The sequence below is a fragment of the Nonomuraea mesophila genome (assembly GCF_004352805.1).
Classification (GTDB): domain Bacteria; phylum Actinomycetota; class Actinomycetes; order Streptosporangiales; family Streptosporangiaceae; genus Nonomuraea; species Nonomuraea longispora.
In genome coordinates this window covers 1-19447 of record NZ_SMLD01000013.1, presented here as the reverse complement: position 1 = coordinate 19447, position 19447 = coordinate 1, and the positions used below count along the sequence as shown (strand labels likewise).

17 protein-coding genes are annotated in these 19447 nt (G+C 70.2%); 9 read left to right on the top strand and 8 right to left on the bottom strand.

All coding sequences use genetic code 11. The features are described 5' to 3' along the window. Window positions 1-164: 164 nt before the first annotated feature. Genes E1295_RS51775 through E1295_RS07520 form a run of 4 tightly spaced genes read left to right on the top strand, consistent with a single transcriptional unit; the run spans window position 165 to window position 4404 of the window. Window positions 165-3014: a nitrate- and nitrite sensing domain-containing protein gene (locus E1295_RS51775; RefSeq protein WP_166427128.1), complete on the top strand. Its 2850-nt coding sequence runs from the start codon at window positions 165-167 to the stop codon at window positions 3012-3014. Between the two features lie 25 nt (window positions 3015-3039). After that, window positions 3040-3462, top strand: a complete 423-nt coding sequence (locus E1295_RS07530) for a roadblock/LC7 domain-containing protein (protein ID WP_132330743.1) — start codon at window positions 3040-3042, stop codon at window positions 3460-3462. A gap of 20 nt (window positions 3463-3482) precedes the next feature. Then, window positions 3483-3845: a DUF742 domain-containing protein gene (locus E1295_RS07525; protein WP_132628950.1), complete on the top strand. Its 363-nt coding sequence runs from the start codon at window positions 3483-3485 to the stop codon at window positions 3843-3845. Next, window positions 3826-4404 (top strand): GTP-binding protein, encoded by a 579-nt coding sequence (locus tag E1295_RS07520; protein WP_132628949.1) that lies wholly within the window; start codon window positions 3826-3828, stop codon window positions 4402-4404. The genes E1295_RS07525 and E1295_RS07520 overlap by 20 nt, the downstream gene beginning before the upstream one ends. A 95-nt stretch (window positions 4405-4499) precedes the next feature. Here the strand turns inward: E1295_RS07520 and E1295_RS07515 are convergent, their stop codons facing one another. Further along, a complete protein-coding gene (locus E1295_RS07515; protein WP_220448592.1) occupies window positions 4500-5297 on the bottom strand; it encodes a TetR/AcrR family transcriptional regulator in 798 nt (265 codons plus the stop codon). 255 nt (window positions 5298-5552) lie between these two features. Between E1295_RS07515 and E1295_RS07510 the strand changes: the two genes are divergently transcribed. Next, a complete protein-coding gene (locus E1295_RS07510) occupies window positions 5553-6803 on the top strand; it encodes an ATP-binding protein (RefSeq protein ID WP_181957966.1) in 1251 nt (416 codons plus the stop codon). Window positions 6804-6833: 30 nt separating this feature from the next. Here E1295_RS07510 and betA read toward each other — a convergent pair whose 3' ends face one another. The 5 genes from betA to E1295_RS07485 are packed head-to-tail and all read right to left on the bottom strand — an operon-like array spanning window position 6834 to window position 13440. After that, the gene (gene betA / locus E1295_RS07505) at window positions 6834-8468 is read right to left on the bottom strand and encodes a choline dehydrogenase (protein ID WP_181957965.1); all 1635 of its coding nucleotides are present in this window, start codon (window positions 8466-8468) and stop codon (window positions 6834-6836) included. Beyond that, window positions 8465-9400, bottom strand: a complete 936-nt coding sequence (locus E1295_RS07500; protein ID WP_132628947.1) for an ABC transporter substrate-binding protein — start codon at window positions 9398-9400, stop codon at window positions 8465-8467. The genes betA and E1295_RS07500 overlap by 4 nt, the downstream gene beginning before the upstream one ends. A gap of 52 nt (window positions 9401-9452) precedes the next feature. Then, window positions 9453-10427, bottom strand: coding sequence for an ABC transporter substrate-binding protein (locus tag E1295_RS07495; protein WP_132628946.1), 975 nt, complete (start codon window positions 10425-10427; stop codon window positions 9453-9455). Continuing rightward, window positions 10424-12340 carry an ABC transporter permease gene (locus E1295_RS07490; protein WP_132628945.1) on the bottom strand — a complete coding sequence of 639 codons (1917 nt, stop codon included), beginning with the start codon at window positions 12338-12340 and terminating at the stop codon, window positions 10424-10426. The genes E1295_RS07495 and E1295_RS07490 overlap by 4 nt, the downstream gene beginning before the upstream one ends. Continuing rightward, window positions 12337-13440: a quaternary amine ABC transporter ATP-binding protein gene (locus E1295_RS07485; RefSeq protein WP_132628944.1), complete on the bottom strand. Its 1104-nt coding sequence runs from the start codon at window positions 13438-13440 to the stop codon at window positions 12337-12339. The genes E1295_RS07490 and E1295_RS07485 overlap by 4 nt, the downstream gene beginning before the upstream one ends. A 288-nt stretch (window positions 13441-13728) precedes the next feature. Between E1295_RS07485 and E1295_RS07480 the strand changes: the two genes are divergently transcribed. From E1295_RS07480 to E1295_RS07465, 4 genes are read left to right on the top strand one after another with little or no spacing between them, the layout of a single operon-like run. Then, the gene (locus tag E1295_RS07480) at window positions 13729-16293 is read left to right on the top strand and encodes a nitrate- and nitrite sensing domain-containing protein (protein WP_132628943.1); all 2565 of its coding nucleotides are present in this window, start codon (window positions 13729-13731) and stop codon (window positions 16291-16293) included. Continuing rightward, window positions 16290-16712, top strand: coding sequence for a roadblock/LC7 domain-containing protein (locus E1295_RS07475; protein WP_132628942.1), 423 nt, complete (start codon window positions 16290-16292; stop codon window positions 16710-16712). Before E1295_RS07480 ends, E1295_RS07475 begins: the two co-directional genes overlap by 4 nt. A 60-nt stretch (window positions 16713-16772) precedes the next feature. Continuing rightward, window positions 16773-17087 carry a DUF742 domain-containing protein gene (locus tag E1295_RS07470; RefSeq protein WP_246079905.1) on the top strand — a complete coding sequence of 105 codons (315 nt, stop codon included), beginning with the start codon at window positions 16773-16775 and terminating at the stop codon, window positions 17085-17087. After that, entirely contained in the window at window positions 17068-17634 is a 567-nt protein-coding gene (locus E1295_RS07465; RefSeq protein WP_132628940.1) for a GTP-binding protein, read from the top strand. Before E1295_RS07470 ends, E1295_RS07465 begins: the two co-directional genes overlap by 20 nt. A gap of 1 nt (window position 17635) precedes the next feature. Here E1295_RS07465 and E1295_RS07460 read toward each other — a convergent pair whose 3' ends face one another. Both E1295_RS07460 and E1295_RS48565 read right to left on the bottom strand, forming a co-directional pair. Continuing rightward, on the bottom strand, window positions 17636-18595 hold the full coding sequence (locus tag E1295_RS07460; protein ID WP_132628939.1) for an SIS domain-containing protein: 960 nt from the start codon (window positions 18593-18595) through the stop codon (window positions 17636-17638). Continuing rightward, on the bottom strand, window positions 18592-19447 hold an 856-nt coding region (locus E1295_RS48565; protein ID WP_166427127.1), incomplete at its 5' end, for an aminoglycoside phosphotransferase. The genes E1295_RS07460 and E1295_RS48565, both read right to left, overlap by 4 nt.

The following is a 19447-nucleotide window of genomic DNA, read 5'->3' as shown; positions in this document are numbered from 1 at the left end:
CGGATGCTGTGGATACCTTGTGGACGACTTGAGGGCTCATTGACTGAGGGGACGATTGAGGGGTAGCGGAAGCAGTGACTACGGGGAACTCCGGCGGCGGCCCAGCCGCGCAGCGGGACCGCGAACGGCGGTCACTGCCACGTTTCGGCCTGCGTAACTGGCGTGTGAGGTGGCGGCTCACCGCGCTCATCCTGGTACCGACCATCGCCGGCGTCGTGCTCGGGGGAGCGCGGGTGGTCGAATCCGTGGAGAGCATCGGCGTCTACGACCGCACGGCCATCGGCGCCGAGCAGGCCGGGCGCCTGCGTGACCTCACGCAGGCGATCGGGCTGGAGCGTGATACGGCCGGCTGGGCGGGCGCGAACCGCACCGTGCGCAGGAAGCTCGCCGCCGCGCTGGAGCAGCGCAAGGCCGCCGTCGACACCCTGGTCAAGACCGTGCGCTCCGACCTCGACGCGATGGACGCCTCCTACGGCCCGCGCATCGTCAAGGCCGCCGAGCAGGCGAAATACGACCTCAGCCGGCTGCCCCAGATCAGGGAGGAAGGCCAGACCGACACCGTACGCTACGACTTCCTCACCGACACCCTGCTCAAGCTGCACGACGAGCTGAGCCTGCTGTCCGACGACTCGCAGATCATCGGGCAGTTCCGCGCGCTGAGCGCCCTCGCCTCGGCCAAGGAGGAGATCTCCCGGCAGCGCGTCCAGCTGCTCCAGGCGTCCTACAACACCCATCGGGTGGGCGCCGACGACGTGGAGGCGTTCATCGCCTCCAACGCCCGTCAGTTGAGCGACATCGCCGCCGTTGGCGCGGAGGCCGGACCCGACGTCGGGCTCACGTTGTCCAGGCGGCTGACCGGCACCGAGGAGTACGTCAACGTCCAGCTCACCAAGTCACGCGCGATCACCCTGGTCAGCGGCCGGTCGCCGGGCGCGCGGATCACCGAGAACCTGATCTCCGCCACGGGCGACCGCGAGCAGTGGTTCAAGCAGAACACCACCACCATCGACGTGCTCCAGGGCATCGAGGAGGACCTGGCCGGCAAGGTCGGCCTGCGCAGCCAGGAACTGCGCAGCGCCGAGATCCGCAACGCGGTCATCGCCGGAGTGCTCATCGTGGCGTTGCTGCTGCTCGTCCTGCTCCTCACCGTGGCCATCGCCCGCTCGATGGTCGGCCCGCTGCGCCGGCTGCGCACCGAGGCGCTGGAGATCGCCGGCTTCCGGCTGCCCGACGTGGTGCGGCGGCTGCGCGTCAGCGGCGAGGGCTCCGTGGGCGAGGTACGCCCCATCGAGGTCGAGGGCAACGACGAGATCGGCGAGGTGGCCAGGGCCTTCGACCAGGTGCACCGGCAGGCCGTGCGGCTGGCGGGCGAGGAGGCCGAGCTGCGCAGCAACATCAGCTCGATGTTCGTCAACCTCTCGCGCCGCACCCAGACGCTGGTCGAGCGGCAGATCTCGCTGATCGACGGCCTGGAGAAGGGCGAGCAGGACGGCGCCCGGCTGGCCGACCTGTTCAAGCTCGATCACCTGGCCACCCGCATGCGCCGCAACTCCGAGAACCTGCTGGTCCTCGCCGGCCACGAGGCCACCCGCCGACGCAGCCAGCCGGCCAAGCTGGTCGACGTCGTACGCGCCGCGCTGTCGGAGGTCGAAGGCTACGAGCGCGTCCAGGTCAAGGTGCACCGGGGCACCTCGGTGGTCGGCAGCGCCGCCAACGACCTGGTCCACCTGGTCGCCGAGCTGGTCGAGAACGCCATCCAGTTCAGCCCGAGCAACTCCCAGGTCACCGTCACCAGCAGCCTCATCGAGGGCGGCGGCGCGCTGGTGTCGGTGACCGACACCGGCATCAGCATGACCGAGGACGAACTGGCCGAGGCCAACCGCCGCCTGGCCGAGCCCCCGGTCGTGGACGTGTCGGTGTCCCGGCGGATGGGCCTGTTCGTGGTCGGCCGGCTGGCGCTGCGCCACGGCATCAGGGTGCAGCTCAGGAAGGGCGAGGGCTCTGGGCTGATCGCCATGGTGCTGCTGCCACCGGCGTTGATCGCCGACGGTGCGCAGCAGCCGCTGCCACAGCGCCCGGCGTTCGGCGGCGGAACCGCGCCGGGTCAGGCGGGTGTGCCGGGTCAGGCGGGGGTTCCGGGCCAGGCCGGTGTGCCGGGCCAGGCGGGCGTTACGGGCCAGGCCGGTGTGCCCGGACAGGCCGGTCAGCCTGCCTCGAACGGGACGTTCCGGTCGTTCGGCAGCTTCGACTCCTTCGACCCGGGCGCCCTCCGACCCGGCGCCAACGCCCGGTTCGGCGGAGGGCCCAGGCACGGCGGCCCGGGCACGTACGACAGCGCGCCGGGAACGCCCGGCCCGGCGTTCGGCACGCACCCGTCCGACCCCGGCAGGGCGGGCGTCAACGGCTTCACCGCCGACACCGACGGCGGGTCCTACCGCAGGCACCCGGCGTCGTTCGACTCCGGGACCTTCCCGTCGTACCCGAGCCAGGGCTCCGCGCGATCAGGAAATGGCGCGTTCCAGACGCCGCCGCCCCAGTCGTACTCCACGAACGACGTGCGCCGGCCCGACCCGGCCCTCTCGGCCGACGTGTCGCCCGTGGAGCAGGAGGACTTCCTGCCGATCTTCGCGTCGGTGGAGTCGGCGTGGTTCCGCAGACCGCCGGAGGATCAGGCGGCGCAGGCGGAGGGCGGCGGTGATGCCACGCCGGCGCAGGCCGTACGCTCTGGGGAGGAAGCGTGGCGAACCGCCGCCGATGCCGGCTGGCAGGCGGCGGCCGCCGCGAGCGAGCCGAGTCTCGGCGGCATCACCGCCGCCGGGCTTCCGAAACGCACTCCCAAGGCGAATCTGGTCCCCGGCACGGCGGCCGGCCAGGCGGCACAGCAGCAGCCGCCGCGACGGCAGGCGCCCGCGCCCCCGGTCTCCGCAGACCGGATGCGCAGCCGGATGGCCGGTTTCCAGCAGGGTGTGCGACGGGCCCGCCAGGAAGTTCGTGGACAGGAGGAACAAGAGTGAGTAAGCGTCCCGCTGGGGAGGATGCGTGACAACCCTGAGCCATGAGGCACATCGCTTCGACTGGCTGATCACCGACTTCGTCCGCAACACGCCAGGTGTGGCGCACGCCGTCGTCGTCTCGGCCGACGGCCTGTGCCTGGCGGCGTCGGAGGGCTTCCCACCCGACAGGGCCGACCAGCTCGCCGCGGTCTCCGCCGGCCTGCTGAGCCTGACGGTGGGCGCGTCCAGGGTCTTCGAGGGCGGGTCGGTGACGCAGACCGTCGTCGAGATGCAGCGTGGCCTGCTCCTGGTCATGGCGATCAGCGACGGTTCCGTGCTCACGGTGCTGGCCGCGCCCGACTGCGACATGGGGCTGGTGGCGTACCAGATGACGCTGCTGGTGGACCGGGCGGGACAGGCGCTCACCCCGGCCCTGCGCGCGGAGCTCCAGGCGGCCAGGACGCGGTGACGAACTGATGGGAGAGGGTCGTGTACGGCGTTGACGGGGCCGGGGACGACGAGCCCCTGTTCCGCCCTTACGCGGTGACCGGCGGACGATCCGAGCCCCGCTATCACCTCGCGATGGAGACGTTGGTCTCGTCCATGTCGATCCCGGACGACGAGATGGCCCTGCTCACCCCCGAGCAGGAGGCCATCATGCAGTTGTGCAGGACGTTCCGGTCGGTCGCCGAGATCTCGGCCCTGCTCCGCGTCCCACTGGGCGTCGCCAGGGTGCTCGTGGCGGACATGTCCGACGAAGGGCTTGTCCGCCTGCACCAGCCACACCTCTCCGAGGGACAGCCAGACCTCAACATGCTCGAAAGGGTGCTCAGTGGACTACGCAGGCTCTAGCCCCGGCCTCACGTCGACCAAGATCGTCGTCGCGGGAGGCTTCGGCGTCGGCAAGACGACGTTCGTGGGGGCGGTGTCCGAGATCCTCCCGCTCACCACGGAAGCGGTGATGACCGACGCGTCCGCGGGCATCGACGACCTCGGCCTGACGCCCAACAAGCAGACCACGACCGTGGCGATGGACTTCGGCCGCCTGTCGCTGGACCGTGACCTGATCCTCTACCTGTTCGGCACGCCCGGGCAGCACCGGTTCTGGTTCATGTGGGACGACCTGGTGCGCGGCGCGATCGGCGCCGTGGTGCTGCTCGACACCCGCCGCCTGGCCGACAGCTTCCCGGCCATCGACTACTTCGAAGAGGCCAAGCTGCCGTTCGTGATCGGCATCAACGGCTGGGAGGGGCAGTTCCCGCACTCCGACCAGGAGGTCAGGGAGGCGCTGGCGCTGTCGCCGCAGGTGCCGATCATCCGCACCGACGCCCGTAACCGCGAGGCGGTCAAGTCGACGCTGATCTCGCTGGTCGAGCACGTCGTGCGGCTGCGCTCCGCGCCCGTGCGCTAGCGTTCCCGCGGGCTCCACGGCACGTCGACGAGTGAGTTGAGCACCGGCACGAGCTGCTCCTCCTCGTAGGCGAGGTGGCTTGAGGTGGCGGCGGCCTACGGGCGGGCGTCGTCCGGCGCCTGACCGCCCGCGGCGGCCCGGTTGTCCACCAGCGCCTCGATGCCGTCGAGCACGCGCTGAAGGCCGAACTCGAAGGCGTGCTCGGGGCTGTAGGCGGCGTTGAGCTCCTCTCCTACCGCCTGCCCCACCCGGGTCGCCGTGGGATAGCGGTCGACGTCGGCGATCCTGCCGAGGAAGGGCGAGTGCGCGGCCCACCACTGCTCGTCGGTCATGCCCGTCCGGGTCTCGGCCTGCGCGGCCTCCACCGCGCCCCGGGCCGTACCGTGCACGAAACCGGTGATCAGGGTGATCACCGAGTCCATCTCCACGTCCGTCAGCCCGATCCCGTCGATCGCACGCAGTTCGTAGTCGTACTTCGCGGTGACGTTCGGGCCGAGCACGGGGCGGCTCGTCGCCACCTGCAGCAGCCAGGGGTGGCGCAGGTAGAGGGCCCAGTTCTCCCTGGCGATCTGCTCCAGCCGGCCCCGCCAGCCCCCGGGCACGTCCGGCGGCCGCGCGGTCTCGCCGTAGACGGTGTCCAGCATGACGTCGAACAACTCTGGTTTGCCCGGCACGTACGTGTAGAGCGACATCGTCCCGACGCCCAGCCGCTCGGCCACGCGGCGCATGGACAGCGCCTGCAGCCCCTCCGCGTCGGCCACCTCGATGGCGGCGCGCACGATGCGGTCGACGCTCAGCTCCGGCTTGCCCTTGCGGCTGGCCCGCTCGCCGGTGCGCCAGAGCAGCGCCAGGCTGCGCGCCGGGTCGCCCTTGCCCGAGTACTCGACGGTCACCGTCGTACGGTACACCGTACGGCGCTCTGGCATCGCGCCGCATCCATGGACTGCCGGTCCCAACCGTCGTCTGTCGGTGAAGGCTCCGTGGAATGTCGGTCCTCGATGCCGTGAAGTGTCGGTGCGCTGTGGACAATCTGTCGGTCAGAAGGTCCGTCAAATGTCGATGCGCTGTGGTATACCTGTCGGTCAGAAGGTCCGTCAATTGTCGGTGCCAGGTCTGTAGAATGTCGTTTCTGCAGATGGGAGCTTGCGATGGATCTGGTTGCGCGGCGTGTTGTCAATCATGCGCTGGAGTTCCTTGAATCGTTCCGGGTGGTGATCGTCAACGGTCCTCGACAGTCCGGCAAGACCACCTTGCTGCGGCAGTTGCAGGCATGTCGCGGAGGCACCTATCTGACGCTCGACGATGCGTCGTTGCGCGCGGCGGCGCAGGCCGACCCTGAGGTCTTCGTCGCCGACGGGTCCAGGCCGATGATGGTCGACGAGATCCAGCGAGGGGGGGACGATCTGGTTCTGGCCATCAAGGCGTCAGTCGACGCTTCGCCCAGCCGGGGACAGTTCGTTCTCGCCGGGTCGACCCGGTTTCTGGCCACGCCCTCTCTCAGCGAATCCCTGGCTGGACGGGCGAGCATCGCCGAGGTGTGGCCGTTCGCGCAGCAAGAGCTCGTAGGTGGCGACACGTCCTTCCTCACGAGGGCGTTCGAGGACCCTGAGTCCTTCAGGACAACGCAACACAGCGCGTACGGCAGGGCCGACTACTTCGATCTCATCGCCCGGGGTTTCTACCCTGAGGCGATGGCGATGAGATCCGAACTGGCCCGCGACGAGTGGTATACCGCCTATGTTCAGTCCATCATCGACACCGACATCCGCGAGATGGCTCGGCTCGATGAGCCGAGCAGCCTAGGGCGGTTGCTGAGACTCGTCGCAGCCTCCACCGCTCAGGAGCTCAACTTCGTCAAGACCGGCAGTGACCTCGGACTGCATCGCACAACGGTCAACCGCTACCTCGGTCTGCTGGAAACGGTCTTCCTGGTGCAGTCACTCCCCCCGTGGTCGCGCAATCTCAATGCCAGGGCAGTGCGGCGGCCGAAGGTGCACATCACCGACACCGGTCTCGCCGCACATCTGCTGTCGGTCGACGCCGAGGGCCTGGGCGCGCGAGTGTCACCTGCTCGAGGGGCGCTCGTGGAAACGTTCATCGTCAACGAGCTGACCAAGCAGGCGACCTGGTCTCCCTTCCGCCTGAATCTGTTCCACTGGCGCGTCAGTCAGGGGGCCGAGGTGGACCTCGTGGCGGAGCGGACGAACGGCCGGGTCGTCGGGGTGGAGGCCAAGGCCACGGACGCCGTCGGCCCCGATGACTTCAAGGGGTTGAGCACGCTCAGGGATTCGCTCGGGGACCAGTTCGTCCATGGGTTCGTCCTCTACACCGGCAGGCGGTCACTCGCCTTCGGCGATCGGCTCACCGCCCTGCCGATCAGTGCGCTGTGGGACCGGTAGCGGCCGCGCACCCGCGCGGCGTAGTGCGGGTCAGGCCGGTCGCGGGTCGCGGTAGAACTCCACGGGGTCCGGAGGTAACGGGGAGTTGCCCAGGATGAGGTCGGCCGCCTTCTCGGCGAGCATCATGACCGGGGCGTAGATGTTGCCGTTGGTGACGTACGGCATCGCCGAGGCGTCCACCACGCGCAGCCCGTCGAGGCCGTGCACGCGCATCGTCGCCGGGTCCACCACCGCGTCCTCGCCGGTGCCCATCTTGCAGGTGCACGACGGGTGGAGCGCGGTCTCGGCGTCCCTGGCCACCCAGTCGAGGATCTCCTCGTCGCTCTGCACCGCGGGACCGGGGGACAGTTCGCCGGCGTCGAGGTCGGCCCAGGCGGGCTGGGACAGGATGGTCCTGGCGTGCCTGACGGCCTCCACCCACTCGCGGCGGTCCTGGTCGGTGGAGAGGTAGTTGAAGCGCAGGGCGGGCTTGGCGCGGGGGTCGGCCGACGTGATCCGCACCGAGCCCCTGGCGTCGGAGTACATCGGGCCGATGTGCACCTGGTAGCCGTGGCCGCCGGCCGGGGCGGAGCCGTCGTAGCGCACCGCGATGGGAAGGAAGTGGAACATCAGGTTGGGGTAGGCCACGTCGTCGTTGGAGCGGATGAAGCCGCCGGCCTCGAAGTGGTTGGTGGCGCCCGGGCCGCTCCTGCGGAAGAGCCAGTCGGCGCCGATGAAGGGCCTGCGCCACCTCGCCAGCGACGGCTGCTGTGAGACCGGCTGCCTGCAGCCGTGCTGGACGTACACCTCCAGGTGGTCCTGCAGGTTCTCGCCCACGCCGGGCAGGTCGTGCACCATCGGCACGCCCAGGGGCTCCAGCAGGGCGCGCGGGCCGACGCCTGACAGTTGCAGGAGCTGCGGGGTGTTGACGGCCCCGGCGCTGAGGATGACCTCGCCCGCCTCGATGCGGTCGCCGTCGCAGCGCACGCCGACGGCCCTGGTGCCGTCGAAGAGCACCCGTTCCACGAGCGCGCGGGTCCTGACCGTGAGGTTGCGCCGGCGGCGTACGGGGTGCAGGTAGGCGCGGGCGGCGCTGAGCCGGCGGCCGCGGTGCACGTTGCGGTCGAAGGCGGCGAAGCCCTCCTGGCGGTAGCCGTTCACGTCGTCGGTGAGCGGGTGGCCGGCCTGCTGCACGGCCTCGAAGAACGCCTCGAAGAGTGGACCTCGGGCCGGGCCGCGTTCGAGCTTGAGCGGGCCGTCGCCGCCGCGGAAGTCGGTGTCCGGCTCGGCCAGGCAGGTCTCCATGCGCTTGAAGTAGGGCAGGCAGTGCGCGTAGTCCCAGCGCTCCATGCCGGGATCGGCGGCCCACCGTTCGTAGTCGAGCGGGTTGCCGCGCTGGAAGATCATGCCGTTGATGCTGCTGGAGCCGCCCAGCACCTTGCCGCGGGCGTGGTAGACGCGGCGGCCGTTCATGTGCGGCTCGGGCTCGGACTCGTACTTCCAGTCGTAGAAGCGGCTGCCGATCGGGAACATCAGGGCGGCGGGCATGTGGATGAACACGTCCCACAGGTAGTCGGGCCTGCCTGCCTCCAGCACCAGCACGGACGTCGAGGGGTCGGCGCTGAGCCGGGCGGCCAGGGCGCAACCGGCGCTGCCGCCGCCCACGATGACGTAGTCGTACCTCAACGGGGTATCCAGTCCTTCCACACGATCTTGTTCTCGGCGACCCACCGCTCGGCCGCCTGCTCGGCGGTCATCTTTTCGTTGATCATGTCACTGGCCACGGTGTTCTGGTCGTCGTTGGTCCAGTTGAAGTTGCGGACCAGCTCGTACGCCCGCCCGCCGGTCTCCGCGAACCGCCGGCTGACGATCTTGTCGAGCAGGTAGGGCGGGTAGTCGCAGGCGACCTTGGCCGGGACCTCGTCGCAGCCCACCGCGTACGCGGGCAGCGCGACCTTGACGAGTTTCACCTTGGTGAACAGCCATTGCGGTTCGTAGAAATACATGAGCAGAGGCGTCCGATTCCTCGTCGCGGACTGGGCCGCCTTGATCAGTTCCTCCTCGCTGCCCGAGTAGACGACCTTGTAATTGAGGTTGAGGTTCTTGACGAGTGCCTCGTCGTTGGTGACGAACGTCGGATCGCCGTCCAGGATCTGTCCGGCATTTCCCGTCTTCTCGGTTCGGAAGAGGCGTGCGTATTTATTGAGGTTTCGGTAGTCCGTAATGTCGGGGTATTTTTTGGCCATCCACTCGGGGACGTACCAGCCGATCACTCCCTTGTTCCCCGTGAGGCCGGCCGACAGAGCGACCTTCTTCTCCTCGATGAACTCTTTCTTCAGATCGTTGTGCCCCCAGTTCTCGACGATCACGTCCACCTTGCCGGATGCGAAGTCGCGCCAGGATTCTTCCTCCGCCGCCTTGCGCGTCTTCACCGTGTAGCCCAGCTCGTGTTCGAGCAGGTACGCCAGCACGGCCGCCTGGGCCTCGTACCCCACCCAGGCGTGCACGTCGATGTTGACCGTGCCCTTGGACACGGTGGCCGAGTCGGGCTCCTCGCCGGAGCAGGCCGCCAGGAGCAGGGCCGCGACCAGCGGCCCGACGAGCGTCTTCGTTCGCATGAGAGGTCTCCGTGCCCGGGCCCCGCGTGCGGGGGCCCGGGTCATCGAGGGGCTACTTGGGGATCCACGCCTGCCACTTGGCGGGGTTGGCCTCGATCCACTTCTTGGCGGCCTCCTCGCCGGACATGCCGTTGTTGGTCATGTCGTCGGCGACCGCGTTCTGGTCCTCGTTGGTCCAGCTGAAGTTCTTGATCAGCTCGTACGCCTTGCCGCCGGTGTCGGCGAACTTCTTGCTGACGATCTTGTCGAGGTCCATCTCCGGGTAGTCGCAGGCCACCTTCTTCGGGTCGGCGTCGCACCCCTCGGTGTAGGGAGGCAGGTTGACCCGGACGAGCTCGGTCTGGCTGAACAGCCAGTGCGGGTCCCAGAAGTAGAACAGCAGCGGCTTCTTCTGCGCCTGCGCCTGCTGGGCGCCCTTGATCAGGGCCGCCTCGCTGCCGCCGGTGACGATCTTGTAGTCGAGCTTGAGGTTCTTGATCAGCGCGGCCTCGTTGCTGACGTACGACGGGTCGCCGAACAGCAGCTGGCCCTTGCCGCCCGACTCGGAGGTCTTGAACAGCTCGGCGTGCTTGTTGAGGTTCTTCCAGTCGGTGATGCCGGGGTGCTCGTCGGCCATCCACTTGGGGATGTACCAGCCGATGACGCCCTTGTTGCCGGTGGAGCCCGCCTCGACGGCGACCTTCTTCTCCTCGATGAACTGTTTTTTCAGGTCGGGGTGGCCCCAGTTCTCGATGATGACGTCGACGTCGCCGGTCTCGAAGCCCTCCCAGGCCAGCTGCTCCTTGATCTCGGGCAGCTCGACCTCGTAGCCGAGCTCGTTCTTCAGCAGGTACGCCACGACGTTGGCGCTGGCCTCGTACCCGACCCACGGGTTGATGGCGATCTTCACCGTGCCGGCGGAGCTGCCGGAGGCACTGGCGTCGGCCTCGGGAGCGGCCGAGCCGGTCGCGGTGTCGACCGTGGCTCCGCCGCAGCCCATCGCGGTGAGTCCCAGGGCGAGAAGGCCTGCGAGCAGGCGAATCTTCATGTGAACTTCCTCTTTCGGGGGGAAGAGCGCCTGTCGGCGCCCTGCGTGATGCGGTCGAGCATGACTCCGAGGAGCACCGTGGCGATGCCGGCCACGAAGCCCATGCCGAAGTCGGTCCGCTGGGAGAAGCCGAGGACCACGTCGTAGCCGAGCGCGCCCGCCCCGACCAGGCCGCCGATGACGACCATGGCCAGCGTCATCACGATGCCCTGGTTGGCCGCGAGCAGGATGGCCTTCCTGGCCATCGGCAACTGCACCTTCCACAGCAGCTGGCGCGGGGTCGAGCCGGCCGAGGCGGCGGCCTCGACGACCGTGGCGGGCACGGCCCTGATGCCGTCCTCGACCAGCCGTACGACGGGCGGGACCGCGAAGATGACGGACGCGAAGATCGCGGTGAACCTGGTGGTGCCGAAGAGCGCCAGCGCCGGCAGCAGGTAGACGAACGCGGGCATGGTCTGGGCGGTGTCGAGCACGGGCCGCTGCACGGCCGAGAACCGCGGCGAGCGGGCCGCGGCCACCCCGAGCAGCAGGCCGATGGCCAGCGTGACGAGCACCGCGACGGCCACGGTGCTCATCGTCATCATGCTGTGCTCCCACAGGCCGAGCAGCGCGATGGCGAGCAGGCAGGCCAGCGCCGTCAGCGCGGGACGCAGCCCGCTCACCCGCCAGGCGGCCGCCAGCACGGCGAGCGCCACCAGCCACCACGGGGCCGAGGTGAGCAGCGACTCCAGCGGGTTGAGCAGGATGCGGGTGGTGGTGTCCTTGATGAACGTCGTCACCGGGTACCAGTTCGTCTCCGCCCAGCGGACGGCGTCGTTCACCTGCGCCACGACGTTGACGGTCAGGTTCTCCGGCCAGACACGCGGCAGCACGGGGATGAGCGCGAGCCCGGCCACCGCCAGCAGCCCCGCCCCGGCGAGGTCCAGCCGGGAGGTCGTGGCGTGCGGGTCCCGGCGGGCGAGCGCCATCGTCATCCGGTCGAGCATCACCGCCATGATCACCACGGCCACGCCCGCCGGGAGCATGATGCCGACCTGCGCCCGCGACAGGCCGCGGATGATGTCACCGCCCAGGCCTGGGGCCGAGATCAGGTTCGCGATGACGACCATGGACAGCGCCATCATGATCGTCTGGTTGACCGCCAGCGCCATCGTGGACCTGGCCAGCGGCAGGTGGACCTTGAACAACGTCTGCCGGCCCGTGGCGCCCAGCGAGGCGGACGCCTCGACCGCCGTGGGGGAGACCCCGGAGACGGCGAGGGCGGTGATGCGGATGGCGGGCGGGATCGCGTAGATCATCGTCGCGATGGCCCCGGCGGGCGCCCCGATGTGGAAGAACAGCGCGAGCGGCGCCAGGTACGCGAACGTCGGCATGATCTGCATGACGTCGAGAACCGGCGTCAGCACCCTGCGCACGCGCTCGGACAGCCCCGCCCACACGCCCAGCGGGATGCCGACGGCCAGCGACAGCAGCACCGCGACCGCGACCAGGGCCAGCGTGTCGACGCTCGACTCCCAGAGGCCGAGCAGGCCGAACGCGCTCACACTGCCCACCGCGAGCGCCGCGATCCACCGGCCGCCTGCCAGCCAGCCGAGCGCGCCCATGACGCCCGTGATGCCGGGCCAGCCGAGCGCGTACAGGACGGCGTGGAAGGCGTCGTAGAGCCCGCCCACGAAGAGCCTGATGTAGTTGAGGAAGTACAGGAAGAGCGGGTTGTCGTTCCTGTTGTCGTCGATCCACTCGCGCAGCTCGGTGACGGCCAGGAACGGCGCCGCCTCCCTGCTGTGCGGCAGCGTCCCCGTGTCGCGGAAGACCAGGTACGCCGCCGCGAACACGACCGCCGCCCCCGCCGGCGCCGCCCATTTCGGCAGGCCGAGCCTGGAGGGCGTGCCGACGGCCGTGGCGCTGCTCATGCGCCCGCTCGCACGGGGCGCTCCTGATCCGACAGGAACGACAGCAGGTCGACCCGGTCCACGACGCCCGCCAGTTCGCCGTCGTCCACGACCCTGATCGGCTGGGCGGAGGCGGAGGCGGCGGCGATGGCGTCCTTGATGACCGTGGTGACGGGCAACTCGGGCCCGTCCAGCGACTCGCCCGGCTCGGGCGGCCGGCAGAGCCAGCGCAGCGTCAGCACGTGGCTTCTCGGCACGTCGCGCACGAAGTCGGCCACGTAGTCGTCGGCGGGCGCGCCCACCAGCTCCTCCGCGGTGCCGAGCTGCACGATCGAGCCCGCCCGCATGATCGCGATCCGCTCGCCCAGCTTGAGCGCCTCCGACAGGTCGTGCGTGATGAACACCATCGTCTTGCCGACCTCCCGGTGCAGGCGGATGACCTCGGCCTGCATGTCGCGCCTGATCAGCGGGTCGAGCGCGCTGAACGGCTCGTCGAACAACATCACCTGCGGGTCCACGGCCAGCGCGCGGGCCAGCCCGACCCGCTGCTGCATGCCGCCGGAGAGCTGGTCGGGGTAGGCGTCGGCGTGGCCGTCGAGGCCTACCAGGGTGAGGATCTCCGCGGCCCGCTCGTGCCTGGCGGCCTTGGGGGTGCCCTGGATCTCCAGCCCGTACGCGACGTTGTCGATCACCTTGCGGTGCGGCAGCAGACCGAAATGCTGGAAGACCATGCTGACCTGGTGCCGCCGGACCTCGCGGAGCCGGGCGGGCGAGGCGCGGCCGATGTCCTCGCCGCCGATCCGGATCTCGCCCGCGCTGGGTTCGACGAGCCGCGTGAGGCAGCGTACGAGGGTCGACTTGCCGCTGCCGGACAGTCCCATGACCACGAAGACCTCGCCGGGGCGCACCTCGAGACCGACGTCCCTGACGGCGGCGGTGCAGCCGGTCTTCTCTCGCAGCGCGGCCGGGTCGAGATGTCTGTCCTCGCTGTTCAGCACTTTCTGCGCCCTGGGCCCGAAGATCTTCCAAAGGCCCTCGACGGTGATGGCCGCGCTGTGAGAATCGCCCACACTCGCCTCCTCGTTATGACGTCGCTCAACATATGTGGTGATTAGCGCCATTCTCAACGCTGTGACACTCCAGAGATCACGGCGCGGCTTCCGTGTTATGCGCTGAAACGTACTAACCGCTCATTAGAGGACATCTATCTAGATGTGGGTTATTTTCTCGCCGGGGGTGCTTCCCGCGTGGGATCCCAAGTTCTATCCTCATGAGTCACACGACTCGACTTTTGTCGCGTTAAGTTCGGTTGGCCGTCCTGTATGGGATGTGTTCCAATTACCCGCACTTGCTGATTTCCCCGGGGCGTATGCCCCCTCATATACGCCGATTCGGGCGAGGTGCGTTCGGTGAGTACAGAGCTGGGCGAGAGGCAGGCCGGCAACGGCGGCTGGCGGCTGCGCAACTGGCGTGTGCGCGCGCGGCTGGTCGCGCTCATCCTCATCCCGACGGCCGCCGCCGTGCTGCTCGGCGGTGTCCAGGTGCTCACGTCGACCGCCGCCGCCACCGACTACGCCCGTACGAACCAGTTCGCCCGGATGTCGGCGGAGCTCGGCGAGCTCACCCACCAGGTCTCCGCCGAACGGGCCAGAACGGCGTGGTACATCGCGCGCGACCGGCCCGCGGACGAGCTGAACGCCGTACGGACCCAGATGGGCCTGGCCGACCAGTCGGTCAAAGAGGTGCGCGGCCTCGCGCAGGCCCTGCTGGGCGACGCGACCGGCCGCACCGCGGACCAGATCGAGACCCTGCTCACCCGCCTGAACGACCTGAACGCCCTGCGCGCGCAGGCGCTCGACGCCAACCTGCTGCCCGGCCCGGCCGTCGAGCTCTACACGACCGTGATCGCCGACCTGCTGTCCGTGCACAACGAGCTGGTCAAGGGCAGCACCGACGACGAGCTGTTCCGCCAGACCCGCATGCTCGACGCGCTCGCCAGGGCCAAGGAGAGCGTCTCCTACCAGCAGGCGCTGGTCACGATCGTGCTGGTCGAGGGCGCGTTCGACCCCGACCAGCTCAAAAGGTTCCTCGGTGAGCAGTCCAAGGAGGCCAACGAGCGCAAGGGCTTCGCCGAGGAGGCCACCGCCGAGGAGCGCCGCTTCTTCGACGAGACCGTCAACGGCAGGTCCGCCGAGCGCATGTTGTTCCTGCGCGAGCTGGTGCTGATCAGGGCCACCAACGAGCTGCCGCTGCGCGGGCTCGACCAGGCCAGGCGCGACGACGCCAAGGAGTGGCACGACGCCGCCGCCGTGGTCGTCGACACCATGCGCACGGTCGAGCGGCGCCAGGCCCAGGGGATCGTGGCCCGCAGCGAGGCGCTCAGCGCGGACGAGCGGAGCAAGGCGTTCGTGATCGCGGGAGCGGTGCTCGCGCTGCTGGTGGCCGTGCTGCTGATCACCACCGGCGTGGCCAGGTCCCTCGTACGCCCCCTGCGCCGCCTGCGCGGCGAGGCGCTGGAGATCGCGGGCCGGCGGCTGCCCGACTTCGTGCAGCACCTGCGCGAGTCGCGCGACGGCGCGGTCAACGCCGAGGTGCCGCCCATCGGCATCTTCTCCAAGGACGAGGTGGGCGAGGTCGCGCGCGCGTTCGACGAGGTGCACCGCGAGGCCGTACGGCTGGCGGGCGACGAGGCCCGGCTGCGCTCCAACGTCAACGCCATGTTCGTCAACCTGTCCAGGCGCAGCCAGACCCTGGTCGAGCGGCAGCTCACGCTGATCGAACGGCTGGAGCGCGGCGAGCGCGACGACGCCCGGCTCGGCGACCTGTTCAAGCTCGACCACCTGGCCACCCGCATGCGGCGCAACAGCGAGAACCTGCTCGTCCTGGCCGGTCAGGAGGCCGCGCGCAAGTGGAGCGAGCCGGTCGAGCTGATGGACATCGTACGAGCGGCGCTGGGCGAGGTGGAGAGCTACGACCGGGTCAGCATCCAGGTCGAGTCGAACGTCGCGATCGCCGGACAGGCCGTCACCGACGTGGTGCACCTGCTCGCGGAGCTGGTGGAGAACGCCGTGTCCTTCTCCTCCAGGGACACCAAGGTCATCATCTCCAGCAGTCGCATCGACGAGGGCAGCCTGATGTTGTCGGTCACCGACCGGGGGATCGGCATGAACGCCGACGAACTGGCCGAGGCCAACTGGCGGCTGGCCAACCCGCCGGTCGTGGACGTGTCGGTGTCGCGCCGCATGGGCCTGTTCGTGGTCGGCCGGCTGGCGCTGCGGCACACCATCCGGGTGCAGCTGCGGGCCCAGGACATCGGCGGCCTGACCGCCATGGTGCTGATCCCGCCGATGTTGCTCACCGAGGTGCCGAACGCCGTGTCGGTGCCGGGACGGATCCCGGTGCCCAGGCAGGCGCAGGTGCACACGCCGTCGTTCGAGACCGCCGAGTCGTACGCGGCGCCCGTCCACACTCCGCCGCCCGCCACCCTGACCGGGCCTCCGCCGGGACATCCGTCGTTCGACGGCGCTCCCGTGGCGCCCGAGCCGTCGTCGTGGTTCGGCCCGCCGGCCGGCGGCCAGGACGCGCAGCCGCCGTACACCCGCGCGGCCGAGCCGCCGCCCGACCTGCCGGAGCCGCCGCAGGAGGAGTTCCTGCCGATCTACACCGCCGTCGAGGGGAGCGGCTGGTTCAGCAAGGCGGCGCCCACCGCCGACCACCGCGACGACTCCTGGGCCTCGCCCGCCGACCAGGGATGGCAGGCCGCGGGCGCGGCCTCGGAGCCCGCCCAGGGCGGCACCACGAACTCGGGCTTGCCGAAAAGGACGCCGAAGGCGAATCTGGTACCAGGCACCGCGAATCCGGCGCCCGCTCCAGCTCCCGCTCCACCGCTGTCCCCTGATCGGCTGCGTTCCAGGCTGGCCGGTTACCAGCAGGGCGTGCGCAAGGGCCGTGCTGAGCTCGAGGAGGACTCGTGAAGGAGCTGAGCCAGGCCGCCAGGGACATCAACTGGCTGGTCACCGCCTTCGTCGAAGAGGTGCCCGGCGTCGCGCACGCCGTGGTCGTCTCCGCCGACGGGCTGCCGATGGCATATTCGCGGGGCTTTCCCAAGGACCGCGCCGACCAGCTCGCCGCCATCGCGGCGGGCCTGGTCAGCCTCACGCAGGGGTCGGCGCGGGTGTTCGAGGGCGGAGGCGTCACCCAGACCCTTGTCGAGATGGATCGCGGGCTGCTGCTCGTGATGTCGATCAGCGACGGATCCTGCCTGGCCGTGCTGGCCGCCCCCGACTGCGACATGGGGCTGGTCGCCTACCAGATGACGATCCTGGTGGAGCGCGCGGGCCAGGTGCTCACGCCCGCCGTACGGGCGGAGCTGTCCGCCTCACGTCCGTGGTGATGGGAGTGAATCGTGGCATCGTGGGATAACGGTGAGCCCGAGCGCAGCTCGCTCGTCCGCATGTACGCCGTCACCGGCGGCAGGACGGCCCCGCGCACCGAGCTGGCCATGGAGGCTCTGGTGTCGTCGGCGACCTCGGCCCAGCTCGGCATGACCTACACCCGCGAATACCGGGCGATCAGCGAGCTGTGCCGGCAGGTGAGGTCCGTCGCGGAGATCTCGGCACTGCTGGGCGTCCCGCTCGGGGTGGCGCGGGTCCTGATCGCCGACATGGAGGCGGACGGGCTGGTCAGGGTGTACCAGCCGCAGCTGAACGCCGGCCTCCCCGACCAGAAACTGCTTGAAAGGGTGTTAAGTGGACTTCGCAGGCTCTAACCGGCTCACCTCGACGAAGATCGTCGTAGCGGGCGGGTTCGGCGTGGGCAAGACCACGTTCGTGGGCTCCGTGTCCGAGATCCTGCCGCTGACCACCGAGGCGGTCATGACGGACGCGTCGGCGGGCATCGACGACCTCGGCCACACGCCGGGCAAGACCACCACCACCGTCGCCATGGACTTCGGGCGGCTCTCCCTGGCCGACGACCTGATCCTCTACCTGTTCGGCACGCCCGGCCAGTACCGGTTCTGGTTCATGTGGGACGACCTCGTGCGCGGGGCCATCGGCGCGGTGGTGCTGGTCGACTCGCGCCGGCTCGCCGACAGTTTCCCCGCCGTCGACTACTTCGAGGAGTCGCGGATCCCGTTCGTGGTCGGCCTGAACGGCTGGAACGGCGAGTTCCCGCACGACGAGAGCGAGGTGCGCGAGGCGCTCACCCTCTCCCCGCACGTGCCGATCGTGCGCACGGACGCGCGGGCGCTCCCGGCGGTCAAGCACACCCTCATCACGCTCGTCGAGCACGCGCTGACCGTGCGGGCCGGCTGACCTACCGGCCGCTCCACCAGTGGGCGGCCACCAGCTCGGCCACCAGGGTCTCGGTCAGCAGGGCCACGTCGGGGTCGTCGTCGTGCCGGTACCGTACGGCGGCCGCGGCGTCCTTCACCTCCGCGCCGACGGTGAGCACCGTCGAACCCCGCCGGCGCACCCAGTCCATGGCCTGGTCGTCGTAACGCGAACCCGGGTAGAGCAGGGCCCGGTAGTCCAGGGTCTTGGTGAGGTAGACGTCCACGTGGGACCAGTCACCCGTCTCGCAGGCGTCGGCCGGGCGGCGCGGGCCCTCGCGGAACATCAGCGCCGACTGCTCCGCGGACGACAGGCGCTCGGCGGGCGCGACGGTGTAGACGCCGTGCGGGCCGTCGAGCAGCTCCAGCGCGCGCGGGAGCCAGGCGTCCGCGCGTTCCAGCAGGTCGGAGGTGGCTTCGGCGGCCCGGCGTACGAGGGCGGGCACGTCGCGGTCGCGCCCGGTGAGCGCAGCCTCCATGAGCAGCAGCAGCGCCAGGGTGTGCTGGAACGTCCGGCACGCGACGCCGCCGCGCTCCTCGCCCGCGTGCATGGGGATCACCAGGTCGGCCGCCTCGGCGAGGGGCGAGGCCGTGGTGTTGGTGAGCGCGGCCACGGGGGAGGGGCCGCCCGCGTACCTGGCCACGGCGTCGAGGGTCTCGCCGCTGGCGCCGGTGGCGGAGATCGGCACGACCAGGGTGTCCGGCCGGGCCGGGTAGGTGGCGGCGGCTGAGGCGTAGTCGGCGTGGGCGTCGACGCCCGCCGCCCGCAGGCGCAGGGCCGCCACCCCGGCGGCGTACCGGGAGCTGCCCATGCCGAGGAAGAGCACCCTCGTGATGCCTTCGGGCAGGGCGCGGAACGGGTCGTCCTCGGCCAGGGCGGCGGCGAGGCGCCGCAGCGCCTCCGGCTTGGCCCGCAGGTCGGACAGGTAGAGCTCGGGATTCACGCGTCATTCTCCTCGGGGTACCAGGTGCGCAGGACGCCCATGGGGGCGTAGCGCCAGCGGGGCAGGTGCCGGGCGGCGTAGATGAGCTCCCGGCATTCCTGCTCCACCTCGAACGGCCGGATCAGCCGGTCGTCGAGCAGTTCGGCCCTGCCGCGCTCGGCCAGGCGGGCGCGGTAGGCCGACAGCAGGGCGGCGCGGGCGGCGGCGGCCCACGCGGCGGCCTCGGCGGGCGGCGTGGACCGGCGCTTGATCGCCACCTGCGCCACGTGGTCCAGGCTGGTGGTGAGCTGGGCGACGTCCCTGGCCGCCGGCTGGTACGGGTCCGCGCCGGCGACCGTGGGATTGCCGTCGAAGTCGATCACCGCGTACCCGCCCTCCCAGCGCAGGACCTGGCCGACGTGCAGGTCGCCGTGGATCCTGATGCGCGGACCGGCCGCGAGCGTGTCCAGCGGGGCCAGGTCGCGCCGGATGGCCTCGGACCTGGAGGCCAGCCACGCACCGTCGTCGCCGCCGGTCAGCTCCAGGGCCTGCGCGAGCGCGCCCGCCGCCCGTTCCGCCAGGTCAGGGCCGCTCACTCCGGTGGGCGGGGGCAGCGTGGCGAGGGCGAGGTGCAGGTCGGCGGCCAGGCGGCCGAGAGAGCCGGCGAAGGCGGTGACGCCGGCCCTGTCCGGTGCGGCGGCCTCGTCGACGCACCACTCCCAGCCGTCCCGCGCCCCGGGCAGATAGCCCGTGACCAGGGCGAGGAGATGGTCACGGCCGTCCAGCACCGCGGTCAGCGCCGCGTAGGGAGGAGCGGTGTCCCGGAAATCCGCCGCAACGAGGTGCGCGAAAAGCTCCGGGGCGGGGTGGGGC

Excerpts from the sequence above, each read along its gene's own strand:
- E1295_RS07495 (WP_132628946.1), bottom strand. The coding sequence starts at position 10,427 with ATGAAGATTCGCCTGCTCGCAGGCCTTCTCGCCCTGGGACTCACCGCG.
- E1295_RS07510 (WP_181957966.1), top strand. The coding sequence starts at position 5,553 with ATGGATCTGGTTGCGCGGCGTGTTGTCAATCATGCGCTGGAGTTCCTT.
- E1295_RS07470 (WP_246079905.1), top strand. The coding sequence starts at position 16,773 with ATGTACGCCGTCACCGGCGGCAGGACGGCCCCGCGCACCGAGCTGGCC.
- E1295_RS07485 (WP_132628944.1), bottom strand. The coding sequence starts at position 13,440 with ATGGCGCTAATCACCACATATGTTGAGCGACGTCATAACGAGGAGGCG.
- E1295_RS07500 (WP_132628947.1), bottom strand. The coding sequence starts at position 9,400 with ATGCGAACGAAGACGCTCGTCGGGCCGCTGGTCGCGGCCCTGCTCCTG.
- E1295_RS07490 (WP_132628945.1), bottom strand. The coding sequence starts at position 12,340 with ATGAGCAGCGCCACGGCCGTCGGCACGCCCTCCAGGCTCGGCCTGCCG.